At 38.9% G+C, this 25,861-nt stretch carries 29 protein-coding genes and 1 other annotated feature; of the genes, 24 read left to right on the top strand and 5 right to left on the bottom strand.

Annotated features, from left to right (window positions below; all coding sequences use genetic code 11):
* Positions 1 to 292: 292 nt before the first annotated feature.
* From spoIIGA to A3GQ_RS0111335, 5 genes are all read left to right on the top strand, one after another.
* Positions 293 to 1,201, top strand: coding sequence for a sigma-E processing peptidase SpoIIGA (gene spoIIGA / locus A3GQ_RS0111355; RefSeq protein WP_083964203.1), 909 nt, complete (start codon positions 293 to 295; stop codon positions 1,199 to 1,201).
* 22 nt (positions 1,202 to 1,223) lie between these two features.
* Positions 1,224 to 1,946 (top strand): RNA polymerase sporulation sigma factor SigE, encoded by a 723-nt coding sequence (sigE, locus tag A3GQ_RS0111350; RefSeq protein ID WP_028777146.1) that lies wholly within the window; start codon positions 1,224 to 1,226, stop codon positions 1,944 to 1,946.
* Positions 1,947 to 2,421: 475 nt separating this feature from the next.
* Positions 2,422 to 3,198 (top strand): RNA polymerase sporulation sigma factor SigG, encoded by a 777-nt coding sequence (gene sigG / locus A3GQ_RS0111345; protein WP_028777145.1) that lies wholly within the window; start codon positions 2,422 to 2,424, stop codon positions 3,196 to 3,198.
* A gap of 431 nt (positions 3,199 to 3,629) precedes the next feature.
* The gene (locus A3GQ_RS0111340; protein WP_028777144.1) at positions 3,630 to 4,259 is read left to right on the top strand and encodes a TetR/AcrR family transcriptional regulator; all 630 of its coding nucleotides are present in this window, start codon (positions 3,630 to 3,632) and stop codon (positions 4,257 to 4,259) included.
* A gap of 7 nt (positions 4,260 to 4,266) precedes the next feature.
* Complete coding sequence (locus A3GQ_RS0111335; protein ID WP_028777143.1) at positions 4,267 to 7,341, top strand: MMPL family transporter; 3,075 nt, start codon at positions 4,267 to 4,269, stop codon at positions 7,339 to 7,341.
* A gap of 202 nt (positions 7,342 to 7,543) precedes the next feature.
* Here A3GQ_RS0111335 and A3GQ_RS0111330 read toward each other — a convergent pair whose 3' ends face one another.
* Together A3GQ_RS0111330 and A3GQ_RS28230 are read right to left on the bottom strand one after the other, a co-directional pair.
* Positions 7,544 to 7,771 (bottom strand): hypothetical protein, encoded by a 228-nt coding sequence (locus A3GQ_RS0111330; RefSeq protein WP_028777142.1) that lies wholly within the window; start codon positions 7,769 to 7,771, stop codon positions 7,544 to 7,546.
* A 52-nt stretch (positions 7,772 to 7,823) separates the two neighbouring features.
* Positions 7,824 to 7,952 (bottom strand): hypothetical protein, encoded by a 129-nt coding sequence (locus tag A3GQ_RS28230; protein WP_281170822.1) that lies wholly within the window; start codon positions 7,950 to 7,952, stop codon positions 7,824 to 7,826.
* A gap of 258 nt (positions 7,953 to 8,210) precedes the next feature.
* Here A3GQ_RS28230 and A3GQ_RS0111320 point away from each other — a divergent pair, with 258 nt between their 5' ends.
* From A3GQ_RS0111320 to A3GQ_RS0111235, 19 genes are all read left to right on the top strand, one after another.
* Positions 8,211 to 8,477: a YlmC/YmxH family sporulation protein gene (locus tag A3GQ_RS0111320; protein WP_028777141.1), complete on the top strand. Its 267-nt coding sequence runs from the start codon at positions 8,211 to 8,213 to the stop codon at positions 8,475 to 8,477.
* Positions 8,478 to 8,559: 82 nt separating this feature from the next.
* Positions 8,560 to 9,366: a peptidoglycan editing factor PgeF gene (gene pgeF / locus A3GQ_RS0111315; protein ID WP_028777140.1), complete on the top strand. Its 807-nt coding sequence runs from the start codon at positions 8,560 to 8,562 to the stop codon at positions 9,364 to 9,366.
* A 5-nt stretch (positions 9,367 to 9,371) separates the two neighbouring features.
* Positions 9,372 to 10,052: a YggS family pyridoxal phosphate-dependent enzyme gene (locus A3GQ_RS0111310; protein WP_028777139.1), complete on the top strand. Its 681-nt coding sequence runs from the start codon at positions 9,372 to 9,374 to the stop codon at positions 10,050 to 10,052.
* A 22-nt stretch (positions 10,053 to 10,074) separates the two neighbouring features.
* Positions 10,075 to 10,479 (top strand): cell division protein SepF, encoded by a 405-nt coding sequence (locus tag A3GQ_RS0111305; RefSeq protein WP_028777138.1) that lies wholly within the window; start codon positions 10,075 to 10,077, stop codon positions 10,477 to 10,479.
* 25 nt (positions 10,480 to 10,504) lie between these two features.
* Positions 10,505 to 10,789 (top strand): YggT family protein, encoded by a 285-nt coding sequence (locus A3GQ_RS0111300; protein WP_037464679.1) that lies wholly within the window; start codon positions 10,505 to 10,507, stop codon positions 10,787 to 10,789.
* 9 nt (positions 10,790 to 10,798) lie between these two features.
* Positions 10,799 to 11,575 carry a YlmH family RNA-binding protein gene (locus tag A3GQ_RS0111295; protein ID WP_037464675.1) on the top strand — a complete coding sequence of 259 codons (777 nt, stop codon included), beginning with the start codon at positions 10,799 to 10,801 and terminating at the stop codon, positions 11,573 to 11,575.
* 217 nt (positions 11,576 to 11,792) lie between these two features.
* Positions 11,793 to 12,611, top strand: coding sequence for a DivIVA domain-containing protein (locus A3GQ_RS24185; protein WP_051271633.1), 819 nt, complete (start codon positions 11,793 to 11,795; stop codon positions 12,609 to 12,611).
* A gap of 3 nt (positions 12,612 to 12,614) precedes the next feature.
* Positions 12,615 to 12,849: a binding site (T-box leader), on the top strand.
* 41 nt (positions 12,850 to 12,890) lie between these two features.
* Entirely contained in the window at positions 12,891 to 15,653 is a 2,763-nt protein-coding gene (gene ileS, locus A3GQ_RS0111285) for an isoleucine--tRNA ligase (RefSeq protein ID WP_037464673.1), read from the top strand.
* Positions 15,654 to 15,863: 210 nt separating this feature from the next.
* Positions 15,864 to 16,247, top strand: coding sequence for an EthD domain-containing protein (locus A3GQ_RS0111280; RefSeq protein WP_028777134.1), 384 nt, complete (start codon positions 15,864 to 15,866; stop codon positions 16,245 to 16,247).
* Positions 16,248 to 16,590: 343 nt separating this feature from the next.
* Complete coding sequence (locus tag A3GQ_RS28025; RefSeq protein ID WP_051271630.1) at positions 16,591 to 16,881, top strand: hypothetical protein; 291 nt, start codon at positions 16,591 to 16,593, stop codon at positions 16,879 to 16,881.
* A 22-nt stretch (positions 16,882 to 16,903) separates the two neighbouring features.
* A complete protein-coding gene (locus A3GQ_RS25695) occupies positions 16,904 to 17,515 on the top strand; it encodes an RNA-guided endonuclease InsQ/TnpB family protein (RefSeq protein ID WP_051271627.1) in 612 nt (203 codons plus the stop codon).
* Positions 17,516 to 17,672: 157 nt separating this feature from the next.
* On the top strand, positions 17,673 to 18,179 hold the full coding sequence (locus tag A3GQ_RS0111270) for a GNAT family N-acetyltransferase (RefSeq protein ID WP_028777133.1): 507 nt from the start codon (positions 17,673 to 17,675) through the stop codon (positions 18,177 to 18,179).
* A gap of 123 nt (positions 18,180 to 18,302) precedes the next feature.
* The gene (locus A3GQ_RS0111265) at positions 18,303 to 18,575 is read left to right on the top strand and encodes a hypothetical protein (protein ID WP_028777132.1); all 273 of its coding nucleotides are present in this window, start codon (positions 18,303 to 18,305) and stop codon (positions 18,573 to 18,575) included.
* Positions 18,576 to 18,655: 80 nt separating this feature from the next.
* Positions 18,656 to 19,009 (top strand): hypothetical protein, encoded by a 354-nt coding sequence (locus tag A3GQ_RS0111260; RefSeq protein WP_028777131.1) that lies wholly within the window; start codon positions 18,656 to 18,658, stop codon positions 19,007 to 19,009.
* A gap of 156 nt (positions 19,010 to 19,165) precedes the next feature.
* On the top strand, positions 19,166 to 20,398 hold the full coding sequence (locus tag A3GQ_RS0111255; RefSeq protein ID WP_083964202.1) for an MFS transporter: 1,233 nt from the start codon (positions 19,166 to 19,168) through the stop codon (positions 20,396 to 20,398).
* Positions 20,399 to 20,413: 15 nt separating this feature from the next.
* Positions 20,414 to 20,731, top strand: a complete 318-nt coding sequence (locus tag A3GQ_RS0111250) for a hypothetical protein (RefSeq protein WP_028777129.1) — start codon at positions 20,414 to 20,416, stop codon at positions 20,729 to 20,731.
* A 198-nt stretch (positions 20,732 to 20,929) separates the two neighbouring features.
* Positions 20,930 to 21,622, top strand: coding sequence for a TraR/DksA C4-type zinc finger protein (locus A3GQ_RS0111245; RefSeq protein ID WP_028777128.1), 693 nt, complete (start codon positions 20,930 to 20,932; stop codon positions 21,620 to 21,622).
* 107 nt (positions 21,623 to 21,729) lie between these two features.
* Positions 21,730 to 22,212 carry a signal peptidase II gene (gene lspA / locus A3GQ_RS0111240; protein WP_028777127.1) on the top strand — a complete coding sequence of 161 codons (483 nt, stop codon included), beginning with the start codon at positions 21,730 to 21,732 and terminating at the stop codon, positions 22,210 to 22,212.
* The gene (locus A3GQ_RS0111235; RefSeq protein ID WP_028777126.1) at positions 22,213 to 23,136 is read left to right on the top strand and encodes an RluA family pseudouridine synthase; all 924 of its coding nucleotides are present in this window, start codon (positions 22,213 to 22,215) and stop codon (positions 23,134 to 23,136) included. It begins immediately after the preceding gene.
* 4 nt (positions 23,137 to 23,140) lie between these two features.
* Here the strand turns inward: A3GQ_RS0111235 and A3GQ_RS0111230 are convergent, their stop codons facing one another.
* The 3 genes from A3GQ_RS0111230 to A3GQ_RS24175 form a co-directional block, all read right to left on the bottom strand.
* Positions 23,141 to 23,488, bottom strand: coding sequence for an EthD domain-containing protein (locus A3GQ_RS0111230; RefSeq protein WP_028777125.1), 348 nt, complete (start codon positions 23,486 to 23,488; stop codon positions 23,141 to 23,143).
* A gap of 27 nt (positions 23,489 to 23,515) precedes the next feature.
* Positions 23,516 to 24,307, bottom strand: coding sequence for a cyclase family protein (locus A3GQ_RS0111225; RefSeq protein WP_028777124.1), 792 nt, complete (start codon positions 24,305 to 24,307; stop codon positions 23,516 to 23,518).
* Between the two features lie 115 nt (positions 24,308 to 24,422).
* A complete protein-coding gene (locus A3GQ_RS24175; protein WP_037464754.1) occupies positions 24,423 to 25,724 on the bottom strand; it encodes an ammonium transporter in 1,302 nt (433 codons plus the stop codon).
* Between the last annotated feature and the right edge of the window lie 137 nt (positions 25,725 to 25,861).

Below are 25,861 nucleotides of genomic sequence, written 5' to 3'. Positions count from 1 at the left end.
TTGAAGGTTGGTTTCGGTTTTTCTTATCAACATTATATCGAATATTAGTAAATATAAATTAGCAAAAAAGATATTTTTGTTTCTTTTATTTATCATTTGTCTGGTTTTACTTATAGATGAGGACATTATAATAGGTTATTTATTTTGGCATCTGCTCTGGTTTTGCCATCCTATGTCGAACGTTTTCTTTTTTCGCCAAAAGAAACAAAAATAGTTAGGCAAGTTTCAACAGACTTAGCAATATATATCTTTTATACTGCTTACAAAGGTCGAGGGAGAGGAGAGGGACTAGCTGGTTGTTTATGCAGATGTCGTATTTATATTAAATGGTTGTATCGACTTTCTCTTGCTATGGCTAACCTCTGGCATACGGAAGGAGAGGACATCAATATTGCGTCTGCTCTTTGCATCGTTCATTGGAGGATTGTATGCCACTCTCCATCTATGGCCAAATTTTACTTTTGCTTACACACTTCCGGTTAAGATCTTGTCCTCGATTTTGATGATTTGGATCGTATTTGGATACCGAAATCCGATCGCATTTCTTCGTACATTAGGAGTTTTCTATTTTGTTTGTTTTGTAACAGGTGGTGCAATGGTTGCCTTGCACTATGTAGTAGAAGGAGATTCGCAAGTAGCTGGGGGGATTTTATTCACCGAAACAAAAGGTTGGGGTTCCCCTGTTTCTTGGGTATTTATTATGGTTGGTTTTCCACTTGTCTGGCTGTATACGAAATTCTCTTTCCAGTCCATGAAAGAACGTGATCAGATTGAACAGTATATGACTGCCGTCAAAATTCAGATACAAGGGAATAGTTTTGAATGCACGGGACTAGTCGATACCGGAAATCAACTGAGAGATCCTATCTCACGGGCGCCTGTTATGCTAGTAGAAATGAAACAATTGATGGAATATCTACCAGAAGAAGTCCACAAAATGTTTCTTTCAAAAGATTGGGAACAGAGTTGGTCGGAAATCCCACCAGAGTGGATGGTCAAAATACGTATCATTCCATATCGAGCGGCAAGAAATGACAGCGATATGATGATCGCTTTTAAACCCGATCAAGTGGAAATATGGAAAGATAGTCAATGGAATAATGTCGGAAAAATTCTCATAGGAATAGATGTCGGAGAATTATCTACCGATGGTTCCTATCAAGCGATTATTCATCCTTCTTGTTTATCCATTGTTAGTTAGTTTGAAAAATGGAGGTAATGATATGTTGGTCAAATGGAGACTATTTGCACAACTGTTCTGGTACCGTTTACTCATACAAATGGGACTAAGAGGGAAAGAGATTTATTATATCGGAGGCAGTGAGGCCTTACCACCACCGTTATCAAGAGAAGAAGAAGAACATTTACTCGTACGACTTCCAAGTGGTGATGCAGCTGTACGTGCAATGTTAATCGAACGGAATTTGCGTTTGGTCGTTTATATTGCTCGCAAATTTGAAAACACAGGAATCAATATTGAAGATCTAGTTTCGATTGGTACCATAGGTTTGATCAAAGCTGTGAATACCTTTGATCCGACTAAAAAAATCAAGTTGGCAACATATGCATCTCGATGTATTGAAAACGAGATACTCATGTTTCTTCGTCGTAACAATAAGATTCGGTCGGAAGTATCCTTTGACGAACCGCTCAATACAGATTGGGATGGGAATGAATTGTTGTTATCCGATATTCTTGGTACCGAAAATGATACGATTTACCGAGATATCGAAGATCAAGTAGATAAAAAGATTTTACGTACGGCTCTAGAAAGTTTATCTGAGCGCGAGCGGAAAATTATGATTTTGCGTTTTGGATTAAATGGGGGAGAAGAGAAGACACAAAAAGATGTGGCAGATATGTTGGGCATTTCGCAATCTTATATTTCTCGCCTAGAAAAGCGAATCATCAAACGATTGCGCAAAGAATTTAATAAGATGGTTTAGGGAAAAGAGTACTAAAACAAATTATTGAGACTCCACACGACTTAAGCTATGGGATTCTTAGGTAGTTAGCGCACGCAATCCATTTCTGCTTTGTGCGACTCCCAAGTTAAGGGCTGTCTCATCAGCCCGTCCCATGCAGTTAAAAATGTACCCGCATGGGCGGAATGCCTGTAACCAGCATTCTAGTTCTTTCCTGACTCTAATGGTTTTACACGATAGGAGATGTTCTTTTGCCATCGCAACCCCATACCACTACATTTTCAAAGAACAAACCTACTAACTAGTAGGACGATCACCGATCGTATGTTCCACTATACAAAATATTTGTTGTTCTTGTAACTTTTTATTTGTGGTTTTGAACACCATAGGCTTTCATTCAGCAAAAATCTGTAAATTTACATTTTGTACCTATCTATTATAATTTCCCCTCCAAAGGAGATACTTAACATGATTTCATCCTGAGGAGGGACTTTTCTTGGCGCGAAACAAAGTAGAAATTTGTGGAGTAGATACATCCAAATTACCGGTCCTAAAAAATCAGGAAATGAGAGAGCTGTTTCGCGAGTATCAAGCAGGAGATATCGATTCACGAGAAAAACTAGTGAGTGGAAATCTTCGTTTGGTTCTTAGTGTGATTCAGCGTTTCCATAACCGTGGAGAGTGCGTAGATGATCTATTTCAAGTGGGTTGTATTGGTTTGATGAAGGCAATCGACAATTTTGATTTGGGTCAAAACGTCAAGTTTTCCACCTATGCTGTTCCGATGATTATCGGCGAAATCCGTCGTTATTTAAGGGATAATAATCCTATTCGTGTGTCCAGATCTTTGCGAGATATTGCCTATAAAGCTCTTCAAATGAGGGACAGCCTTACCAATCGTCATTCTCGTGAACCCACTGTGAATGAAATATCCAAAGCACTAGGAGTGCCAAAAGAAGATGTTGTTTTTGCATTGGATGCTATCCAAGATCCAGTATCTTTGTTTGAACCGGTTTTTCAAGATGGAGGAGATCCGATCTATGTGATGGATCAGATCAGCGATGAAAAAGCAAAAGATATTCAATGGGTTGAAGAAATTGCTTTAAAAGAAGCACTTGCTAGGTTGAACGATCGAGAAAAAATGATCTTATCTATGCGTTTTTTTGAAGGTAAAACCCAGATGGAAGTGGCGGATGAGATAGGGATTTCCCAAGCTCAAGTTTCACGATTAGAAAAAGCAGCTATTCACCAAATGCATCGTTATGTTACCTAATCATTTGTGATGAAATGAATACATAAAATCATATTGGATGTTTTGTCCAATCTCAAGATAAAGTATATAAATGTAACTTACAAACTGAGCAGCAACGAAACTATTCAAAAGAAAAGAACCTTCCCCCTTTTTAGGAACGGTTCTTTTTTTTCGGCACTTCATTATTTGAATACTATGAAATATAAGTGATTAATCCAGTTCTTGTCCAATGCATTTAAAAATATCCACTTACCCTTAATAGACCACAAAGAGATCTTTTTCACTGATAGAAAAAGATACTACAAACCTGAATGATAAGTCGTTGATTTTGAGTGGTAAAAGAAATTTTGGTATAGGAGAGAAATGTTTTTAAAAAGTTCTTATGTAGGAAGTGGAAAGAAAAAAATTTTAGTTTATAATTGGTCTATCCAATAGTAAACGGGTGTTCACTAATGAAAAAACTGAAAGAAGAAGTTCGTAATGCCATTGTGAAAGCAGCTTTTGAAGAATTTAGTGAGCATGGATACCTTGAAGCATCGATGCGTCGGATTTCAGCTGCTGCACAAATAAGTACAGGAAATATTTATCGGTACTTTAGTGGAAAGGAGGAACTGTTTGACCATATCATCGGTTCTGTCTACGCAAAATACAGCACATATACCAAGGAATATCTCCAAACAGTGGATCTCTACTCCAATCAAGACGAAACTGCCATCGTTGCATTTTTGGAACAAGTGAGTACCACTTATGTCACACTTCTAAAGACAACTGGACCAAGATTGAGGCTGATGATGTGTAAAAGTCAAGGCTCTAAGTATGAAGGGCTCAAGTTAGAGATGATAGAGTTTACAGAAAAATTATTGCTTCAGACATTTTCACTTGCTAAGCCAATAGAGCAACTAAGTCAGTTTGAGCTAGCAGAAATCAAGGTGCTTGCGACTACTTTGATTGATGGACTGGTTTTTATTATTGATCAATATGAGGAACATGAAATATTTTCCTTTCTTATTGATCGACTCATTTCGATTCATAGCATTGGAATTAGCAACCGTTTAGAAGAATTAAAACAATCCAGAAGGTGAAGTGAGTATGAAAAAAATTATAAGTTGGCGCTGGCCATTACTTATTATTTGGCTAGTCATGACACTAGTGCTAACTATTATTCAACCAAATATTAATGACATCATGGAAGAACGCGGTCAAGAAACTGTTCCCAAAAGCAGTCCCTCTGTAGTTGCGAGTGATCTGCTAAAGGAAATGAGTAAGTCTGAAGGTTCGAGTAATCTTATTGTGTTTTATAATAAAAATGGATTGACAAATACAGATATGAGCAATATCCAATCGGCCGTTCAATCTTTGAAGACAAATCAACAGAAGCTCGGTATTACAGACATGCTTGATCCAATTTCTACGCCAGCCCTGAAAGATACACTCATCTCGAAAGACAATACGACCCTAATGGTTAACTTTACGCTGCATTTAGGAGACCGAAAAGTTGATGATGTTCTAAAACAATTTACAACGGAACTGAAGGATCTTGATGTAGCGTATTACCTTACAGGTGAAAGTTTTATCTCGAATGATTATTTAAAGGCATCAATTGAAGGCGTGGAAAAAAGTGCGATATTGACAGTTCTTTTTATCCTGATCGTGCTTATTGTCATGTTTCGTTCTGTTGTTATTCCCCTCATTTCATTGTTTACAGTTGGTGTATCTTATCTTGTTTCGATGGGCATTGCAGCGCAAGCAATCGATAAGCTTAATTTTCCGGTAACCAGTTTGACCCAAATGATGTTAGTTTTGATTTTGTTTGGTATTGGAACGGATTATAATATCTTACTGTTCAATCGCTTTAAAGAAGAACTTGCTCATGGCAAAACAACCAATCAAGCGATAATGGATACATATCGAACAGCTGGTAAAACGATCTTATATAGCATAGCGACTGTTTTTATCGCATTTGCGTGCTTGAGCTTTTCTGATTTTGGGATCTACAAATCTGCCAATGTAGTAGCGATTGGAACCATTATTCTATTGCTTGAAATCGTCACTCTCACACCTTTTTTTATGAAAGTTTTAGGTGCTAAGTTGTTTTGGCCTTCTAAGAAGATCAGTGACCACAATGATAGTCGAATAATAGGAGGTTTGGCTTCTTTCTCCATCAAGCGTCCAATTATCACACTACTTGTGATTGCAGTATGTTTGGTTCCTGTGTTTATGACAAGTGGTCAAAAACTATCTTTTGACCAAATTGAAGAGCTTGGAGACGATTATCCTTCTACCAAAGGATTTGGTATCGTTGCAGATCATTTCAGCCGTGGTATGGCTTTGCCTACAACAGTTGTAATCAAACACAAAGAGTCAATGGAGAACAATGATGCTTTAGGGGTCATTGATACCATTACAAACTCGATTAAAGGTATTTCAGGTGTCCAATCTGTTCGGAGTATCACCCAACCTCAAGGGAAACCAATTGATCAGTTTTACATTCGCACACAGTCAGCAGAAGTAACGAAAGGCATTTCAGCTTCTAGGGATGGCGTTAACAGTATTAAGAATGGTCTTGATAAAATGCAAGATGGTCTTAAAGGCGCAGATTTCTCTGAAGTAAACAAACTTGCAGATGGAACAGCTCAACTGCAAAGCGGGTATGAACAAATTGCTTTTGCAATGAATAAGGTTAGTTCGGGAATGAGTAGCGGGGCAAGTGGAGCACAGGAAATTCAAGTTGGTATTAGTAAACTGCATCAAGGGCTTGCTAACATTGCTTCTCAGACAGCAAAAGTTTCAGGAGGACTTACACAGATTCAGCAGGGTTATACATCCGCACAAGGTGGATACGACAAACTTGTTGGTGGTCTTCCAAGTATTCAAAGTACCCTTTCTACCATGAATGATTTGATTGGAACCCTTGGTCAAAGTCACAGTGAGCTAAATGAAGATGCCGATTATGTGAAGTTGAAAACGATGGGACAACAATTAGCTACTGCATTAGCTTCTACTACTAATGGATTTACTACCCTTCAGAAAAATTATAAACAATTAAATTCTTCTTTTGCCAGTACATCAGCAGGTTTGAAACAACTGGTGCTTGCACAGAATCAGATTGTAAATGGATTAAAAGAACTTGAAAATGGAGCTGTTCAACTTTCCAAAGGTTTGAAACAAGGTTCTTCGGGAGGGAAAGAGCTGGCTGCCAATTTAACGAAACTAAATATGGCATTAGACAAGATTCAAAAAGGACAAGTACAGTTAAATACTGGTCTAAACAAGATGTCAGGTGGATTGTCGAATCTAAAAACAGGACTGCAAAAAAGTAGTACAGGGCTGGGAGATATATCAACAGGTTTAAAAACTACAGGAGACTTCCTAACACAAATGGGTACAACAAAAACCTTTTTTATTCCAAGTGAAGCGCTCCAAGACAAATCCTTTCAGCGTGCAGCAGATGCTTTTATGTCTCAAAATCGAACCACTACTCAACTGATGGTTGTTCTGAATAAAGATCCCTATTCTCCTGAAGCTCTTGATATTATTAAGGAAATCAACGAAGTGCTGGATAATGATTTAGATGGTTCTATATTAAAGGGATCTTTACATGGAGCAGCAGGACCAACGTCTAACACTTATGATATGAACAAATCCCAGTTAGATTCTTTTAAAAGTACTTCTGTGATTGTTATCGTCAGTGTATTTTTGGTATTGGTGTTGGTTATTCGTGCTTTTTGGCCAGCAGTATATATTATTATTTCGCTGATTGCATCCTATTACGTGGGGATGGGAGCCGTAAAGTTGTATACTCTGTATATATTGGGTGTGGGTGGAGTATCCTCTTTTGTCCCATTTTTCGCTTTTGTCATCATCGTAGCTGTTGGTGTGGATTACAGTATATTTTTGATGATGCGTTACAAGGAATACGGTGAATTGGATCACAGAGAAGCAATTACACAAGCAGCAAAAAGCGTAGGAGGAGTTATTATATCAGCTATGGTTATCCTAGGGGGTACATTTGCAACACTTATGCCTTCAGGACTGATATTGCTGATCGAACTGGCGATCTCAGTCATTGTTGGGCTACTTGTTCTTACTTTTATCTTTCTTCCAATGATGGTACCAGCATGCATGGCTCTACCAGGTTTATTGGATAATAAAAGAAACAAATAGATGAAGGAAAGTATGTGTATTATCTGATACTCTTCGTTTCACCAGAAAAAGAGAAATAACGATAAATGAATGGCAGTGAAAATAAGGACTCGTGATTTTTAATCATGAGTCCTTCCATTTTGATAAAGAGTATCCTCACAAGACGAAAGTTGCACGACAAGTGAAAGATCAGTTATTTTTCTTTATATATTAAATGATAGTATTAGTTCCCTAGTTCATCTAATAACTCCTCAATACGCATATCTATTTCGTATTCATATTCTTTAGCGTCGTGATAAGGATATCGATAATCAGGTCCATATATCCGATCCAAGTCTTGGATTGCAGCAGAATTCAATTCTTTATGAGCCCTAAGCAACCATAATTCCCCTTTTAACTCATCTTGCTCTATTCCTTCACCAAAAAGGTATCGTCCACCTAGTGATCTCATCGCTCGCCTAAATCCAACATTGTCCATATATATTTTGCTTCGGCAGCTTTTCTTAGCCGATACTCTCCTTTTTTCTATTTTTAGGAATTTTCATACCATATAGAAGAAGCTCACCTAATTCACACATTGCATTTGTATCTCCAGTTTCTGCTTGTTGCCGCCATTGTTCTATCGTTTTCATAAAAGAATGCTTTCCCTTGATTTTGTCACTATATGCGTTCTGTTGTTTTCTTTTTCATAAAAATATTATAAAATGATTAGATTATTCTATCAATGGGATATATTAATATAGAAAATCAGATTTCATATGTATTATTTTCCCAAATGAATATACTTTATAGATAATGCTGGTTTTGTGATTTTGATAGAGAAGTGGTCAACTGTCGTATCCCTTCATATACTGAGAACATATCGGTTGTGAATAGGGGTTGCGGATATGATGAAAATTTCGGAGTTACAAGCCAAAGATGTGGTTAATATTGCTGATGGGAAGAAATTGGGACAGATTCAAGATTTAGAAATGGATTTAAAACAAGGATTAATTAAAGCAATAGTGGTTCCAACGGAACAAAAGCTTTTTAGTTGGCTGTCTAGTGGTCAAGAAGTGGTGATACCATGGGATCAAATTGTGAAGATAGGTTCGGATGTTATATTGGTTCGTTTAGGTAACAGATACCAAGAAATGGATTCGTATACACAAAAATAACAAGATTCCTTAATAGGAATCACTTTTTTATTTTGGTGTAGTCTCTTTTGAAATGTTAAGATAAGCATAGGAGGCTATCTGCATGGAACCATTTGTATTATATAGTAAAAATCATCCCTATTTAAAAGTAGCATCTTGGGAATCTAAATATCCACATTTAGTTGTTGGCATGAGCACTCGAACAGAACAGAATCGCAATTATGCTTTGCATGTTGGGGACGATCCAAAACAAGTAGTGACCAATCGTAGAGGCTTGACAGATTCTTTATCTTTTCCTTTTGAGAGTTGGACTTGTGGCGAACAAGTTCATATGGATCATATCGAAATAGTCGAAAAATCAGGTCGCGGAAAGGGTAGAGAAACACGAGATTCTGCGTTTGTTGACACAGATGGACTTATTACCGATGAGTCTGATATATTGCTAGCCTCTTTTTATGCAGATTGTGTTCCTCTTCTTTTTTATTGCCCTGACATAGATGCGATTGGGGTTGCTCACGCAGGATGGAAAGGTACTGTAGCAAATATCGGTGTGAGCATGATTGAAAAATTTATGACGTTAGGAGCAGATAAGAAGCAGATATTGGTAGTAATTGGACCTGCGATTGGATATTGCTGTTATGAAATAGACGATCGTGTAATGGAACCGCTTCACCGTCTATTACCAGATGCATATGACCAATCTATTTTGCAAAAAAAAGGAACAGATCGTTATCAATTAGATCTGAAAAAAGCCAATCGCCAATTGTTAATGATGGAAGGCATAAAAGAACATCAAATTTTGGTAAGTGAACGATGCACCCAATGTGACGATACTCTATTTTTTTCTCATCGTAGAGAGGCGAATAGCGCAGGGAGAATGGTTGCGTTTATTGGGAAGAAGAAGGGGTAAGGTAGATGGCAAATATCTCGGAAAGGATTGCTGAAGTACAATATCGTATTGAACAAGCCTGCTTACGTGCTGGACGTCTTCGTGAAGAAGTTCAAGTGATAGCCGTCACAAAGTATGTAGACGCTGAAATAACCAAACAAGTCTTGGATGCGGGATGTTTTCATATTGGCGAAAGTCGAGTACAACAAGCAGTTCCAAAATGGAATCAACTAGGTGATAAGGGGATTTGGCATTTTATAGGTCATCTTCAACGCAATAAAGCAAAAGAAATTGTAGGTCGGTTTGAGTACTTACATGCATTAGAAAGTTTGCAGCTTGCTGCTGAACTGGACAAGCGTTGTGCAAATCTGGATAGTAAAATAAAATGCTTTATACAAGTGAATGTGTCAGGTGAAAAAACAAAATTTGGAATTTCTCCTGTCGAATTAAATGATTTTGCAAGGTCAATGGCGAATTTCTCTCATATTGAGCTTGCGGGCCTGATGACAATGGCACCAAATACTCCCAATCGCGAAGAAGTCCGACCCGTATTTCGGGAGTTAAGACGTTTACAAAAAGAGTTACAGCGCCAGCATATTGCTGTTCCTCATTTATCAATGGGCATGTCGCAAGACTTTGAGATAGCGATTGAAGAAGGTGCTACTTTTGTGCGACTTGGTTCTATTTTAGTGGGGACAAGCTCTTAAACGCCCGATAGGGAGGAGAGGAATGATAAATATGGGTAGATTTATGAATTTTTTTGGAATGAATGACGATGACGAACAGTTTGAAGAGATTGATTTGGAAAAAGAAGCTAATAATAATCCAAAGGGCAAAAGCAATATTGTGTCCTTACATACACAAAAAAATATCCGCTTGATCTTGATCGAGCCTCGTGTATTTGAAGAGACACAAGAAATTGCAGATAACTTAAAAAGTCATCGTCCAGTTGTAGTAAACTTACATCGAGTAAGACGAGACCAAGCCAAACGAGTCATTGATTTTTTAAGTGGTACAGTCTATGCCTTAGGCGGTTCCATTCAACGGGTAGGAGATCATATTTTCATTTGTACCCCAGCAAATGTCGATGTACAAGGAACGATTACAGAGATAATGAACGACGATACTTTTTAATTCTTAGTTGAGGTGACTTTAAGCCATGAATTTATTAGAAGAACTTGTACCTAGTATTATTGGATGGGCTTTTTACATCTTTCAGATTCTGCTTATTATTTACATCCTAATGTCTTGGGTCCCTCAAGCTAAAGATTCTCCAATTGGCATTGGTATTGGGAAAATAGTAGAGCCTTACTTGAGTATTTTTCGGCGGTTCATCCCGCCAATTGCAATGATCGACTTCTCTCCAATCGTAGCAATCATTGCAATTCGCTTTGTACAACAAGGTGTCTTTGCTATATGGATTTGGATTGTTTCTCTTCTTTAGGAGCACATCATGAAAGATAACCAACTTTTAACACATTTTCGCAGGGAAGAACATGCATTTATTGAACGCGGATTAGATTGGATTTATCAAGTATCTGTAAGACATCAAGAAATTGTTACACCGTTTTTAGACCCAAGAGAACAGTATATTCTGTCTACCCTTGTCAAAAGAGAAAATAAAGATATTTATATGGGAAAAGATGGTGGTTATAACGGTGCGGAGAGGTGTCGTGCATGCCTTTATCCAGATTATTTAATGCCTGATGAATACTCTTTTTCTCTGTGGTATATATCTCTTCAAAGTGAGGTTCCACTTGAACACAGGGAAGTACTGGGATCACTGTTAGGATTAGGAATGAAACGTTTAATGATAGGGGATATTTTGCCAAAACCTTCTGGTGCAGACATTGTCATAGCAGCTGAAATGAAAGATTATGTGATGGGTAACTTGACAAAAGTCGGAAGAAAGGGGATTATCATTTCGGAGATTGTTCGTGATCAACTTTGGATCGAACAGCAAAAGGGATTAGAACAACAGACGGTAGTCTCTTCTTTACGCTTGGATACTGTCATCGCAAGTATTTGTCGAGTTTCTAGATCAAAGTCTACAGACATGGTGAAGCTTGGGAAGTGCAAAGTAAACTGGCAAAAGATAGACCGTCCTGACTATATTGTCACATCTGGTGATGTCATATCGATAAGAGGATATGGTAGAATTCGACTGAATGAAGTGCAAGAAGCGACAAAAAAAGGGAAACTTCCCATCCGCTTTTTGCGTAACCCATAGCTTTTTCCAGTTATTTCTACTCGGTATGGTGGCAAATAAGCAGGATATCTGGTAATATTGTCGAATAGGAAGGCATGCGATAGACCATTCAGGAGGTAGGTTGTGATTACAAGTGAATTTCTCTTGTATCTTAACTTATAAATTCCTAGATATGGCTACCATCTGTCTGGTGATCGGAACTAAATCTAGAGCATGCAGTTAATTTGGAGGTGCATTCATGCTAACGACGACTGAGATTCACAGCAAAGAGTTTAAACGCTCTTTTCGTGGTTATGATGTCGATGAGGTTAATGATTTCCTAGATCAGATTATTAGAGATTATGATTTGATAATTAGGGAAAAAATGGAATTGGAACAACAAGTGGAAGAGTTGCAAGCTGAATTAGAGAGAGTGATGGAAGGCGAGTCCATGTACGCTAGTTCACAACAACAACCACCAGTTCAAGAAGTTCCAGTTCAACAGACCCCATCTCGCTTTGCTGCTGATACATCTATGCAATCGCTGCAACCTACAGCAGCCGCGCTTACCTCGATGGAACAAAGCATCCATAAGTCGATAAGGGTTGCACAAGAAGTAGCAGACGAAGTTCGTCTTAACGCAAAAAAAGAAGCAGAACTTATTGTACAAGAAGCGGAAAAAAATGCAGATCGTATTATCAACGAAGCTCTTACCAAAGCTCGAGCAATACATACCGAGCTGCTTGATTTAAAACAAAAAGCTACCATATACCGTACACGTTTCCGTACTCTAGTGCAGTCTCATTTGGATATCTTAGATAACTCTGACTGGGGTGCTTTAGAAGAAATTGAGCAAGGGTTAGACGAGCATGATAAACAACTTGAAGAATTGTCAGAAGTAGAAGATAATCAAGATTATATGATCGATCAAACTTTACCAACCATACAACATGAATTTGATGATGATGATGCATTAGTAATGGATGAAGTCGCTGTCTCTTATATGGAAGAGGAAGAAGAACCTCGCCGTGAACTTCGCAGAACTTCACGTAAATTAAAGAAAAAAGCGATGTTTTAATAGTTAAAGGTTTAGATTGGGACAAGTAGTTAGAAGTTCTCTTTCATCAGCGATCTAGGGATGGTGCAAGCCTAGTAAAGAGATTCTATGCTATATCACCCAAGAACTGATCGCCTGAACTTCCCAAAATAGAAAAGTAAGGTGAAACGTTTAACTCTCGTTAACGAGTTATGAGGCAGTGATAATTATTTCTCACTGTGAATTTGGGTGGTACCACGAGAACCTTCTCGTCCTATGGGATTGAGGGGGTTTTTTATTTTATTGTAAAGGATTGGGAATATGGCCGATTATAGTAAAACACTTCAGCTTCCAAAAACTGCATTTCCAATGAGAGGGAATTTACCAAACAAAGAACCGGAACGTCAACAGCGTTGGAAACAAGAAAATATTTATCAGCGTGTACTTGAAAAACGCCAAGGTGCTCCAAAATTTATCTTGCATGATGGACCACCTTATGCCAATGGAGATCTTCATATTGGTCATGCTCTAAATAAAATATTAAAAGATTTTATCGTTCGTTATAAATCTCTGGCAGGGTTTGATGCTCCTTATATACCTGGATGGGATACTCATGGATTGCCAATCGAGCATGCTATTGTGACAAAGAAAAAGGTGGATCGTAGATCAGTCGATGTTGCGACTTTTCGTGAGCTATGTAAAGAATATGCGCTCTCTTTCGTAGAGAGGCAAAAAGAGCAGTTTCAACGTTTGGGAGTGCGTGGGGACTGGGATGATCCTTATATCACATTGAAGCCAGAATACGAAGCTGAGCAAATTCGGTTATTTGGCGATATGGTTGAAAAAGGGCATGTTTATCGTGGAATGAAGGCTATTTATTGGTCACCAACATCGGAATCAGCACTTGCGGAAGCCGAAATCGAATATTATGATAAACGATCTGCATCTATCTATGTGGCATTCCCTGTTGTCGAAAATCAAAATGTTCTTCCAGAAGATAGCGAAGTACTTATTTGGACGACTACACCTTGGACAATCCCTGCTAATATGGCTATCTCTTTGAATGAAGATTTCTCTTACAGTCTAGTAGATACCGGAAGTAGAAAACTAGTACTAGCTACTGAATTGGTACCATCTGTAATGGAGATCATAGAAGCTGATCAATATCAAATTGTTTCGAGTTGGAAAGGCAAAGAGCTAAAAGGTGTTGTATGTCGTCATCCGTTTTATGATCGGCAAAGCCCTATCGTATTTGGTGATCATGTAACTTTGGATGCTGGTACAGGCTGCGTGCATACCGCTCCAGGACATGGAGAAGAAGATTTTTGGATCGGTCAAAAGTATGGATTGGATGTTCTTTCTCCTATCGATGAAAAAGGTAAATTTACCAACCAAGCGCCAGGTTTCGAAGGGCTCTACTATGAAGATGGCAATAAAAAGGTTACAGAGAAATTAGAAAAAGTTGGCGCATTGCTCAAATTATCTTTTATCACACACTCGTATCCGCATGATTGGAGAACAAAAAAACCAATTATTTATCGAGCTACGGAACAATGGTTTGCTTCCATTGATGGATTCCGTAAAGAGATGTTGGAGCAAATAAAACAAGTAAAATGGACTCCGCATTGGGGAGAAGTTAGACTTTCCAACATGATCGCAGATCGTGGAGATTGGTGCATTTCGCGACAACGTGTATGGGGAGTTCCATTGCCAATCTTTTATTGTACATCCTGTAATCATCCTCATATCAATACAGAAACCATTGATTTTATCGCGAACTTGTTTGCGGATGAGGGTTCAAATACTTGGTATAAGAAAGACACATCCGAATTGATGCCTCCTGATCAAGTTTGTACAGAATGCAGCGGTACTCATTTCCGAAAAGAGACAGATACAATGGATGTTTGGTTTGATTCTGGCAGCAGTCATCGTTCTGTATTGACCAAACGATCAGAGACAGTATGGCCTGCCGATTTGTATCTCGAAGGCTCTGATCAATACCGTGGTTGGTTTAATTCTTCCCTATCTACAGCAGTAGCAACTACAGGGCAAGCTCCATATAAACAAGTGTTGAGTCATGGATTTACTTTGGATGGGGAAGGGCGTAAAATGTCCAAATCACTAGGGAATACAGTCGACCCTGCTAAAGTAACAAAACAGTATGGGGCAGATATTCTTCGCCTTTGGGTAGCTTCATCTGACTACCAAGCTGATTTCCGAGTTTCTGATGAAATCTTAAAGCAGACTGCGGAAGTATATCGAAAACTACGCAATACATTCCGTTTCTTGCTTGGAAACTTAGCAGACTTTGACCCGGCTAAGCATCGTGTATCTGTGGATCAAATGGATGAGCTAGAGAAATTTGTGCTTATTAAATTGCAAGGGCTAGTAGAACGGGTTACCAAAGGCTACGAAAGCTATGAATTCATCCAAGTCTATTCGCAAATACATCAATTTTGTACTGTATTTCTATCTCAATTTTATTTGGATGTACGTAAGGATAGGTTGTATGTGGATGCTCCGAATTCTCTTGATCGTAGATCTACCCAAACAGTTTTATACGATCTATTACTAACACTAGTAAAATTACTGGCTCCAATCATCCCGCATACAACGGATGAAGTGTGGGAACACATTCCTGGTGAAAAGGAAGCCAGTGTTCAATTGACGGATTTCCCTGTTGTAAATGGCGATCTGATTGATGAAACATTGGAGCGAAAATGGGATCGATTCCTCGATCTTCGGAATATCGTTTTAAAGTCACTAGAAGAAGCACGCACTGCAAAAACAATTGGTAATTCGTTAGGCGCGAAAGTGGCAATCACACCTGGTTTTGAGGCTGCTACCCTATTGAATCAAATCCCACAATTAAAAGACATGTTTATTGTCTCGGATGTAGAGATTCATCCTGTCTCAGGGGACTTAGAGGATATTCAAGTAGAAGTAAGCCCTGCATCTGGTGAGAAATGTGAACGTTGTTGGATCATTTCACCTACTGTTGGACAGCATGATCATCATTCAACCCTCTGTGATAGATGTGCATCCATTGTAGAGGAAAATTATGCTGCAGATGTAGAGGTATAGTTAGTTGAAAAAAGTCGCTTATAGCGGCTTTTTTTAGTTAGGAGGAATATTATTGAAATAAAAGAGGAGCAATGTTATAACTAGTATTAATAGTATTAATTTCAAGAAATTTGTTTTTTTATCCGATGTAAGTGTTTGCAATACTCAGAAGTGAAAAATTTAAAGGAAACTAAACATCTTTGTTTTTAGAGATGAGGGGAGATAAGAGAGATGATAAAAACCATTTCTATATTTAAAAATATAGATGATCCTGAACGATTTAAGGAGTTCTATCTTAATGTAGTTTTTCCTCGTGTACATGAGTTACCTGGTGTTTTGTATACAGATGTAACAAGTGTTGTGGTTCTAAGTGATAAGCTATCCGAAGGATTAGAAGGGACTCAATTAATCATAGAGACTCATTTCGAATCTCAGGAAGCCATTTTTGATATTTTTGCTTCTCCGGAAGGGCATGAGCTTATGAAATTGATGGAAGAAAATTCTCCTGGAGAAATGAATATGTTTTTGGGAAAACAAAAGAGGTTCAAGGCTAATTCAAGTAACCAATATGAAGAAGTAGATGAGCGTAAGTTGCTGGATATAAATCTTCAGTAGAATAATGAAGAATAGAATAGAGAGAAGAAGAGAAAGTTCATCAGAGGACTTTCTTTTTTATGTTCTTTGATAAAATAATCAATCTGGGTATTTTTTATGGAAGCCTTAAGGTGCTGAATAAGTGAATATCATGGAGTATTTCTTTCTATGATTCATGTTGAACATTGCTAATGGATAATATATAAGGATGAAGCAATCTTAGTAAGAAGAATCCATACTTACAAACTTTTACACTTATTATCGTTAACTATAAAATATTATTATGGAAAGGAGGTCTCAACTGTTCCCAAAAACATAGACAAAGTAGAAATAAGCAGGAAGCAAAGCGAGAAAGAAAAGCTTAGTGAATGCAGAAACAGCCTTTCAACGTTACCTCCAGAAAACAGCAGGAAAACCACAGTTCAAAAAGAAACATGCTCAAACCGTGAAACTGTACTTTCCAAAAAACAATCCAAGGGATCTGGAAATAGAGCGTCATCGTATCAAACCCCCCACTTTGGGTTGGGTTCGACTGAAAGAAAAAGGTTACCTCCCTACCCAAGAAACAGCTTCTAGTTGTACCATCGAACAGAAAGCCAATCGTTTCTATGTTTCTGTTCTCCACTGTTTACGAGAAGACACGGAAAAAATATAAAGCGAACTGTCATTCTGATGGGATGGGAATCGATCTGGGAATCAAAGATTTTGCTATTACCAATCGGGAGCAAGTTTTTGGGAACATCCATAAGACTTCCATCATCAAACGTACAGAGAAACGCTTGAAACGAGTACAGCGAGCGCTATCTCGTAAGTACGAATTCCAAAAAAAGCGAGGTGAAAAACCTGCTACAAAAAAAGGAAGCAACATAGCTAAAAACATCCTCCAAATTCAAAAGGTCCATCAACGACTTGCTCGCATGAGGGATGCCTATCGTGCATGGGTGGTGAGTGTGATTGCGAAAATCAAGCCCGCATTCATCACCATCGAGAAGCTCAATGTCCAAGGAATGAAGAAAAATCGGCATTTATCGAAGTCGATTTCCGATCAGGGATTTTATGATTTCAAACAAAAGTTGAGAAATGCATGTCGCAAAATGGGAATCGAACTAAGGGAAGTGGCAATGTACTATCCCTCTAGCAAATTGTGTTCGCATTGTGGCATAAAAAAAGTGAAATTATCCCTCTCGGAACGTGTGTTTCAATGTGAACATTGTAGACAAAGCATCGATCGGGATCACAATGCAGCCATCAATTTGATGCAAGCAAGCGAATATGTTCTTCTCCCCTAACGAGAGAACAGATCTGTACCGTGGGCTACATGGGAATTTACGCCTGTGGAGTGTTATAGCAAACTGTAGTAGCGAGTTTTGTGGCGAGACAGGACACGTAGAAGCAGGAAAACTCTAGCATAGGGATGTTTTTCTATGTTTTTAGTAGCAGCAACAAATGGATATTCGAAAAGGAACAATGGATGATCTAACAAAAATTGCAGAAATGTATATCATCGCTAGACGTGATCTTGAAGAAAATGACATCTATCAATGGGACCATAATGATCCAAGTATCCAGATGTTACAAGAGGATATAAAAGCAGGGGACCTGTATGTTGCTGTCAAAGGGGATGACATTCTTGGTTCTATTGTCTTGAATGATGAAAAAGAACCGGAACATAAAGATGTGGACTGGAGTGTAGACAAAGGAAGGGCTCTGTATCTACATCGTCTAGTAGTACATTTGGACTTCCAAGGGGAAGGTACAGGCAAAGCATTGATGAATTTTGCTGATGAATATGCTGAAAAACATGGTTATACTTCCATACGATTAGATGCTTATGAAGAAAATGAAGTAGCGCGGGGACTGTATGAAAACTTTGGTTATGAGGAAGTTGGAAAGGTGTTTTTTCCACGTCGGGATGTACCTTTTTATAGTTATGAGAAGGAAATTGGAACTTAATATTTGCTTGTTATGCCTTCAGCCCTGTCCATTAAATAGAACGGATGGGGTTGATTTTTGTCCGATGTATGGTTTATTTGGATATCGTTTATACTATCGTCAACTTATTGGGGGTGCGCTTACATGATATTTTCCTTAGAAGAAATGAATCTACTTGCAGATAAATTGGAAAAAGAAAAAGCAAATATCCTTAATCAAGATTTGCAGGAACAAACTACCAATGATATTCATCATCTGGAAATCATCTCTTATTTGCAAGAGAGGTTAGCAGATCAAGAAGCAGATTTATATGAAGAAGAAAAACAATATATAGCAAGTCTAATCCAAGATGAAGTGGAACATATTCATGGCAATGGCAAGGATGTTTACCAATCTATTCTGGATAAGGTTCAATAAAAGGAAACAAAAAGATCGATCACTTTCGTTCGGTAAAGTTATAATGTACTAGAGTTATTCCTATTGGAGAAAGAGCACAAATGCCGACCTTTACTGCTTCGGGTGCTAAGTTCCAAGTCAGTGTCATGGATGGAACGCCGACTGAGAAAATCGGATCTGAGATTTCTGTGTCCGACGGAATTGCGTTCCTCACCGTAATTCCGAAGACACTGGAACCTGACGTTTCAGAAGCCATTGGATTCCGTGTGTCTAGTGGTATTTCGGGCATCTCCAAGATCACCGTAAACGAAAACAACCTGGTGATCGAAGGAGGGAGGCTGGCTGGGGATTATGACATCATCGTGGTTGCAGACAAGAAAACAAAGTTGCTTCCTGATCTGAAGCAGGAGCTGGAGAGGAACAGGCTGTCTTTGGGACACCTTCTTCTCCCTTAAAAAGGCATAGGGATATCATTCACAGCCCTGTCCATTCGTACAGAATGGGCAGGGCTGCGTGCATTGTAAAGATTGTACAGATCAATGCTTTTCAAAAGGATAGGTATCGTTTAAAATCAGAATAGTCCATACGCCTATATACATAGAAAGAGTGTCATGGCTAAGAGCCAAGAAACAAAGGTAAGGCTGTGTACTAGAGAGTATTTGATGATGCTAGTCATCAACTTCTCTTTGATAGGGGCATTTTACTCGATTGCACCTATCATCCCGCTTTTTGCGGAGGAAATTCATGGGCAGGAACAAGCCAATCTAGCGGTTGGTATTTTTATTGTGCCTGTCATTATCTTCCGGCCGATCTCAGGTTATTTGAGTGATCGGTATGGATACAAGTTCATTGGGTTGATCTCTGTTGGCCTCATGGTATTGTCCTTTGTTGGATATGCCTTGGTGGAGACAGGAGATCAAATGGTGCTTTGTCGAGTGTTCCATGGAATTGCTTATGGGATGTCTATTCCTCCTGTGAGTGGATATCTTACTCGCATTGTTCCAGCGACGAGAAGTGCCGAAGGTCATTCCTACTTCAGTGCTGTAGGTAACCTAGGGATGACGCTTCTGTCAGGTACAAGTTTGTACATGGCAGATCATGGTCAACTGATGCTTGTGTTTTTTGCGGGCATTGGGCTGACATCGCTTGCCTTTATTTTGCTTGCTTTTGTGAGACGAGTAGAAGTAGTCGTTCACGAGACAGGTGAAATTTCTGCTGTAGGGCTAGAAGAGCACATGAAGATGAGAGATGTCATCAAGGTCATCCTGCCTTTTGCATCGATCATGGCATCTGTCACGGTTTACACGGCAGCAGTGACTACATATATTCAACCTTTTTCGAAAGAAATCGGATTGGAAGGTCATGATTGGATGTACCTGATGGTCAATTCAATCGTGATCATGTTCGCTCGAATGCTGATCGGGAAAAAGGTAGACCGCTCAGAGAGGCTCCTTTTTGTAACCATTTCACTAGGTTGCTTTGCGGTAGGAGTGATCTGTCTGAGTATGGGCAATGGGCCTTTTTTCTTCTATCTCGCCGCGATTGCGAACGGGTTGGGATTGAGCTGCCTGACTGCCTGTGTCTTCTCTCTAGCCATTCAGTTTGTCCCTGAAAGTCGAAAAGCTCTGGCATCAGCAATTTTTTATACCATCTACGATTTCGGAGCATGCTTGTCCGCTCTAGGTGGGGTGATGGGTGAGACGTTTGGTTATCGCCTTACATGGCTCCTGATGTCTCCCTGTTTCGCCGTTGCTTATGTTTTGGCCTTTCGCCATCTGCGAAGGACTCCGCCTCCATTGGTGGAAAGCAAACACCATATAGAAAAAACAAAAATCGAGGCGTGATCTAGTAGCCGATGTATGAGTGAAAACTTGTACATCGGCTGCTCTCGTTACTGCCACCATAAAAACGAGAAATATGGAGTTTATCACGAAATAAATTATTGGAAAATAATATACAATAATTTTTACTCTTTTGCCACAGCTGTCATGCTGGAATCGGAAGATTTTCTCACGCCAAATGGTGTGAGTATTCCACTCGGGAGGTTTACAGCCGAAGAAGTCCATGGCTATTTCACTCGACTTCCAGTTCATTTCCAAATGTATCTTGTTGAGACGAAGGGAATTCGCCCAGGATACACAGGTATTGCTCTGGTTGTTGGGCGGCTGAAGAAGTAAAAAAAGATGAAATACCAACAACCCAATGAAAGATAGATAAATCCTCATCTGAGGGCAGCGACCGCTAAACCAAATGGTTTAGCGGTCGTCTCGTTTAACAATAGATATCGTATTATTTTTTCTCCCATTCATTTCTAGATAAGAATTACTTTTTTCTGTTTTTGGAGATGCTAACAAAAAAAGTGTGGAGGTTTATCAATGGATCAACAACAATTAGCTACTCTAGAACAAATGCTGATCAATGAAAAACGAGATTTTGAGCATAGGTTGGAACAAAATCATGATTATGGGCTAGAAACGGGGATGAATGATTCGGTTGGAGAATTATCGGGTTATGATAATCATCCAGGTGATATAGGATCAGAGCTATTTGAAAGAGGGAAAGATTTAGCTCTTCAAGATGCAGATCAACATCATATCGAGGAAGTAAATCGAGCATTGAATCGAATAGAGTCAGGTGAATATGGAAAATGCGAAGTATGTCACCAAGAAATCCCCTTTGAAAGGTTAGAGGCAATTCCATGGACTACTACTTGTAAGGAACATCATACCCATTCTCAAGTAGTGGACAATCGTCCGATCGAAGAAGAAGTGTTGGAACACTCAGTAACCCACAGTTATAAGGATAATAATGATTACAATGGTTTTGATGGAGAAGATGCATGGCAATCCGTGGAACGTTTTGGAACTTCCAATCCTCCTGACTTTTTCCAAGATGGAACATCTTATGATGAACTCACGGAAGATAATGACGAACCTCAAGGATACGTAGATTTGATTGAGGGTTTTGCGATCACGGATATCACTGGGCATAACGAAGGTATGCCAGAAATTGTTCATAATGAAGCATACTACCGAAAAGCTAAAGAAGTGGATGGGGATTTAGAGTAAAGTCTCATCCTTGCAGTGCATTTTGGGCAGTCAAATCGTCGTTTTCGTTTCCTCCGCCGTCTCCTTATGCTACAATCGGAAAAGAATAACTGGAACGGGGGAGTTTTGTGTATCTTTTTTTTCTCATATCTATTCTAATCATTGCGCTCGATCAATTAAGTAAATGGTGGATTGTAAATCATATGGAACTGTATCAGTCCATTTCGGTGATATCTGACTTCTTTTATATTACTTCTCACCGTAATAGAGGTGCTGCTTTTGGGATCTTACAAAATCAGACGTGGCTATTTATTGTGGTGACCAGTTGTGTAGTCATTGCCATCATTGTCTTTATGATGAAGATGAAAAAAGAAACGGTGCTTACCAAAACAGCATTGTCTTTTGTACTTGGTGGAGCAATAGGTAACTTTTTGGACCGTGTTCGCACTGGAGAAGTAGTGGACTTTTTTCATTTCCAATTTGGCGCTTACCATTTTCCTATCTTCAATGTAGCTGATTCTGCGATATGTGTAGGAGTAGTTTTATTTTTACTCGCCAATCTACTGGATGCCAAAAAAGAACAATACAAATCATCAGTTGGAGATGCTTAAATGGATATGCATCTAGTGATAATCACAGAAGATATGGCAGGAGAGAGATTGGATAAAGCAATTGCAGGACTTGAACCTGAGTGGTCACGGGTAAGGGTACAGGATTGGATCTCTTCGAGTCGGGTTTTTGTCAATGGGAAAGTGAAAAAAGAAAGCTATCGAGTAAAAGTCGGTGAAAAAATAGAAATAGATGTACCAGAGGTAGAAGATTTGGATATTCTTCCTGAGAATATTCCATTGACGATATGTTATGAAGACGAAGATTTATTGGTAGTAAATAAGCCGCGTGGAATGGTAGTTCATCCTGCGCCAGGACATGCAAGTGGTACCTTGGTAAATGCCTTGCTGCATCATTGTAAGAATGATCTATCAGGTATAGGTGGGGTTGCTCGTCCAGGTATCGTGCATCGTATTGATAAAGATACATCTGGTTTGCTTATGGTAGCCAAAAATGATTTAGCTCATCACTCACTTGTCGAGCAATTGAAGGAACATAGCATTACACGGCTATATCTCGCCATTGTTCATGGAGTTATACAACATGAACGTGGATTGATTGATGCGCCAATCGGAAGAGATCCAAAAGAACGGAAGCGAATGGCAGTAGAACACCGTAATGGGAAACATGCTGTCACTCATTTTTCTGTGATTGAACGTTTCCCAAAAGCTACTTATGTAGAATGTAAACTGGAAACAGGTCGAACACATCAAATTCGTGTTCATATGAAATCGATTGGCCACCCTTTGATTGGTGACCCCTTATATGGTCCTGTGAAAAATAAGTATGGATTTGAAGGGCAAGCTTTACATGCAGAAGTTCTTGGGTTTACCCATCCTCGTACAGGAGAGCGGATTGAATGTAAAACCGAAGCACCTGAAGCTTTTGCGGACTTAATGGAGAAACTTAGAATAGAAAAGACCTAGGGAGCTATTCCCTAGGTTGTATGTTTTCCTTTTTTATAAATGATTTACCCTCTCCAACATATGTACCACATTGTCCATGGACATTCCCCAGTATCACTTTTACGATCTCTTTTCCTTCTGGTGTATCCACTATTTTTCGTAAATCATCGATTGTCTCGTAATGGGTTTCGATGATGAATTGAATACCGTCAAAACTCGGTGATTTTTCTCTCGTGCTGTTGAGTAGATTTGTTACTTTCATTTTGATCACGCCAGGGAAAGTGATCAATCGTGGCATAACTTCTTCCATATAATATTTTTCGAACTGTTTGGAATCCGATATATTTTTATAAATACCAACTGTCTTATACATATGAATCTCTCCTTTGTCTAGTAGGAGTTAAGCTTCTTCTATGATAGCGACTACACGACTCCAACCAGCGCTTGCTCCTGCAATGTTGACTGGAAATGCACAGATGGTGAAGCCAAATGGTTCTGGCAATTGATCAAGGTTGCAAAGTTTTTCGATCTGTAAGTATTCTTTTTCTCTGCCTAGAAGGTGAGATTCCCAAAATTGCGTTTTTCCTTCTTTTGCTTCTTTTGCCATTATGTCAAAAGGTCGATCCAATCCCCATGCATCAATACCGATCAGACGAATCCCTTGATCAACAAGATATTCTGTAGCGGACCTTACTAATCCTGCATGTTTTAAATCATATTTAGGTTGACTAAAATATTTGGAAGCCCCTGTATGGATCAAGACAATATCAAATGGCTGTAGATGATATTGAATTCGGTCAAGTTCTTTTTTTATATCTTCATCATCAATTCCTTCACCAGCAGATTTATGGGTCATATCTAGCACAACTCCATTACCAAAACACCAGCGTAATGGTACTTGGTCGATCGTTTTTGCAGGAGAACCATTTGTTGTTGGACCATAGTGATAGGGAGCATCGATATGTGTACCTGCATGAGTAGATAAGGTAACTTCTTCAATAGCCCATCCTTCTCCATTCGGCCAATAAGATTCATCTATATCCAAAAGTTTTTGAGAGAGGGTAACTGCATCTTTGTGTAGAGAATAAGTGATATGATGGGGATTAATTTCAAAAGAACTCGTTTGATTGTGGAGTTGAGAGCTCAAATCGATGAGAGTTGTTTTCTTCTTATTACGTAGAAATCGTTCCATCTTCGTTTTATTCCTCCTGTTAGTTGACCACTTACACTTCATTATATACTAAATTTTTAGACTAAAATATAAAAACAGACATCCTCTTTGGAATGTCTGTTTTATGTCTTTGTTTTTAAGCTTTTGCGTAAGAGATGTCCTTTGGAGTAGAGATAGCAACAGTAGTTTTGTCTTCTTCTTTTTCGACCAAGTGCAGATGATGTTCTGGGTATGCGTAGCTGCCATGTTCTGAAATGTCGAGACCTTTGTGTTCTTCTTCCTCAGAAACGCGGAAACCAACGAATGTTTTTATTAAAGTCAAGAGTACAAAAGATACAACTGCCACATAGACGATCGTGATTGTTACTCCTAACAATTGTACCCCGAGTTGTTGAAAGCCGCCGCCATATAATAATCCAGATGTACCGACCCTTACTTTTTCTACCAGACGAGGGGAAGCAAAGAAACCTGTTGAGATTGTACCCCAAATTCCTGCTACACCATGTACGGAAAAAGCATAAATCGGATCATCTATTCCTCTCTTTTCAAGAAAGCTAGCAGATACAACCGTGATTGCACCTGCGATAAACCCGATCACAATAGCAGCCCATGGTTCTACAAATGCACAAGAAGCAGTAATAGCTACTAAACCAGCAAGTAAACCATTGACCATGATGGATACCTCTAATTTTTGTTTACGGAAATAGGCCATAGAGATGGCTCCTAGTACACTTGCTGTCGCTCCTAAATTTGTCGTAAGTGCAACGTATCCGAAAAATCCATCTTTGAGTGTCAATGTGCTCCCAGGATTAAATCCGAACCATCCAAGCCAGATAATAAGCGCACCCAGAACAGAATATACTTGATTGTGCCCGGGAATGGCGTTCACTGTCCCATCTTCATTGTATTTTCCTGTTCGAGGCCGCAGCATGATCGTTGCGATAAGTGCAGCTACTCCTCCTTGGAGATGGACTACGGTCGAGCCTGCAAAATCTTGTTTGCCCAGTTCATGCAACCAACCTTCATTTCCCCATACCCAATGTCCGATAACAGGATAAATAAAAATAGTAAAAAGTGCACCAAACAAAATGTATACACTTAACTTCGCTCGTTCTGCAAAGCCTCCCCAAGCAATAGCAAGAGAAACAGCTGCAAAGGAAAATTGGAACAAAAATGAAATTTCAGTTGATATGCTTCCTGCTTGTATTGGTGTAGAGAGGAAAAAGTTAGTGGTTCCAATCCATTTTCCATCTCCGAAGGTTAGACCATAGCCCACAGCCCAAAAAACGATGGCAACGATAGAAAAGCTAAGTAATTGTTTTGCAGCAATATGTCCGGCATTTTTCATACGTGTTGAACCTGCTTCTAACAGAGCAAATCCAGCTTGCATGAAGATGACTAAAACAGCACAAAAGAAAATCCAAAGAGAATCTGCCATTAATGATAAATCTGTTAATTTCAAATTCAACACTCCTAAAATTTTATATTTGTAAATTAAATTAACGCATAAATGCGTTTGGGATTAAAATGTTGGGATGATAATAGCATGATTGCGGAAATGAAGCAATTTTTTGT

It is taken from the genome of Shimazuella kribbensis DSM 45090, assembly GCF_000428065.1.
In the GTDB taxonomy this organism is placed as follows: Bacteria; Bacillota; Bacilli; order Thermoactinomycetales; family Thermoactinomycetaceae; genus Shimazuella; species Shimazuella kribbensis.
This window is presented reverse-complemented; position numbering and strand designations above follow the sequence as displayed.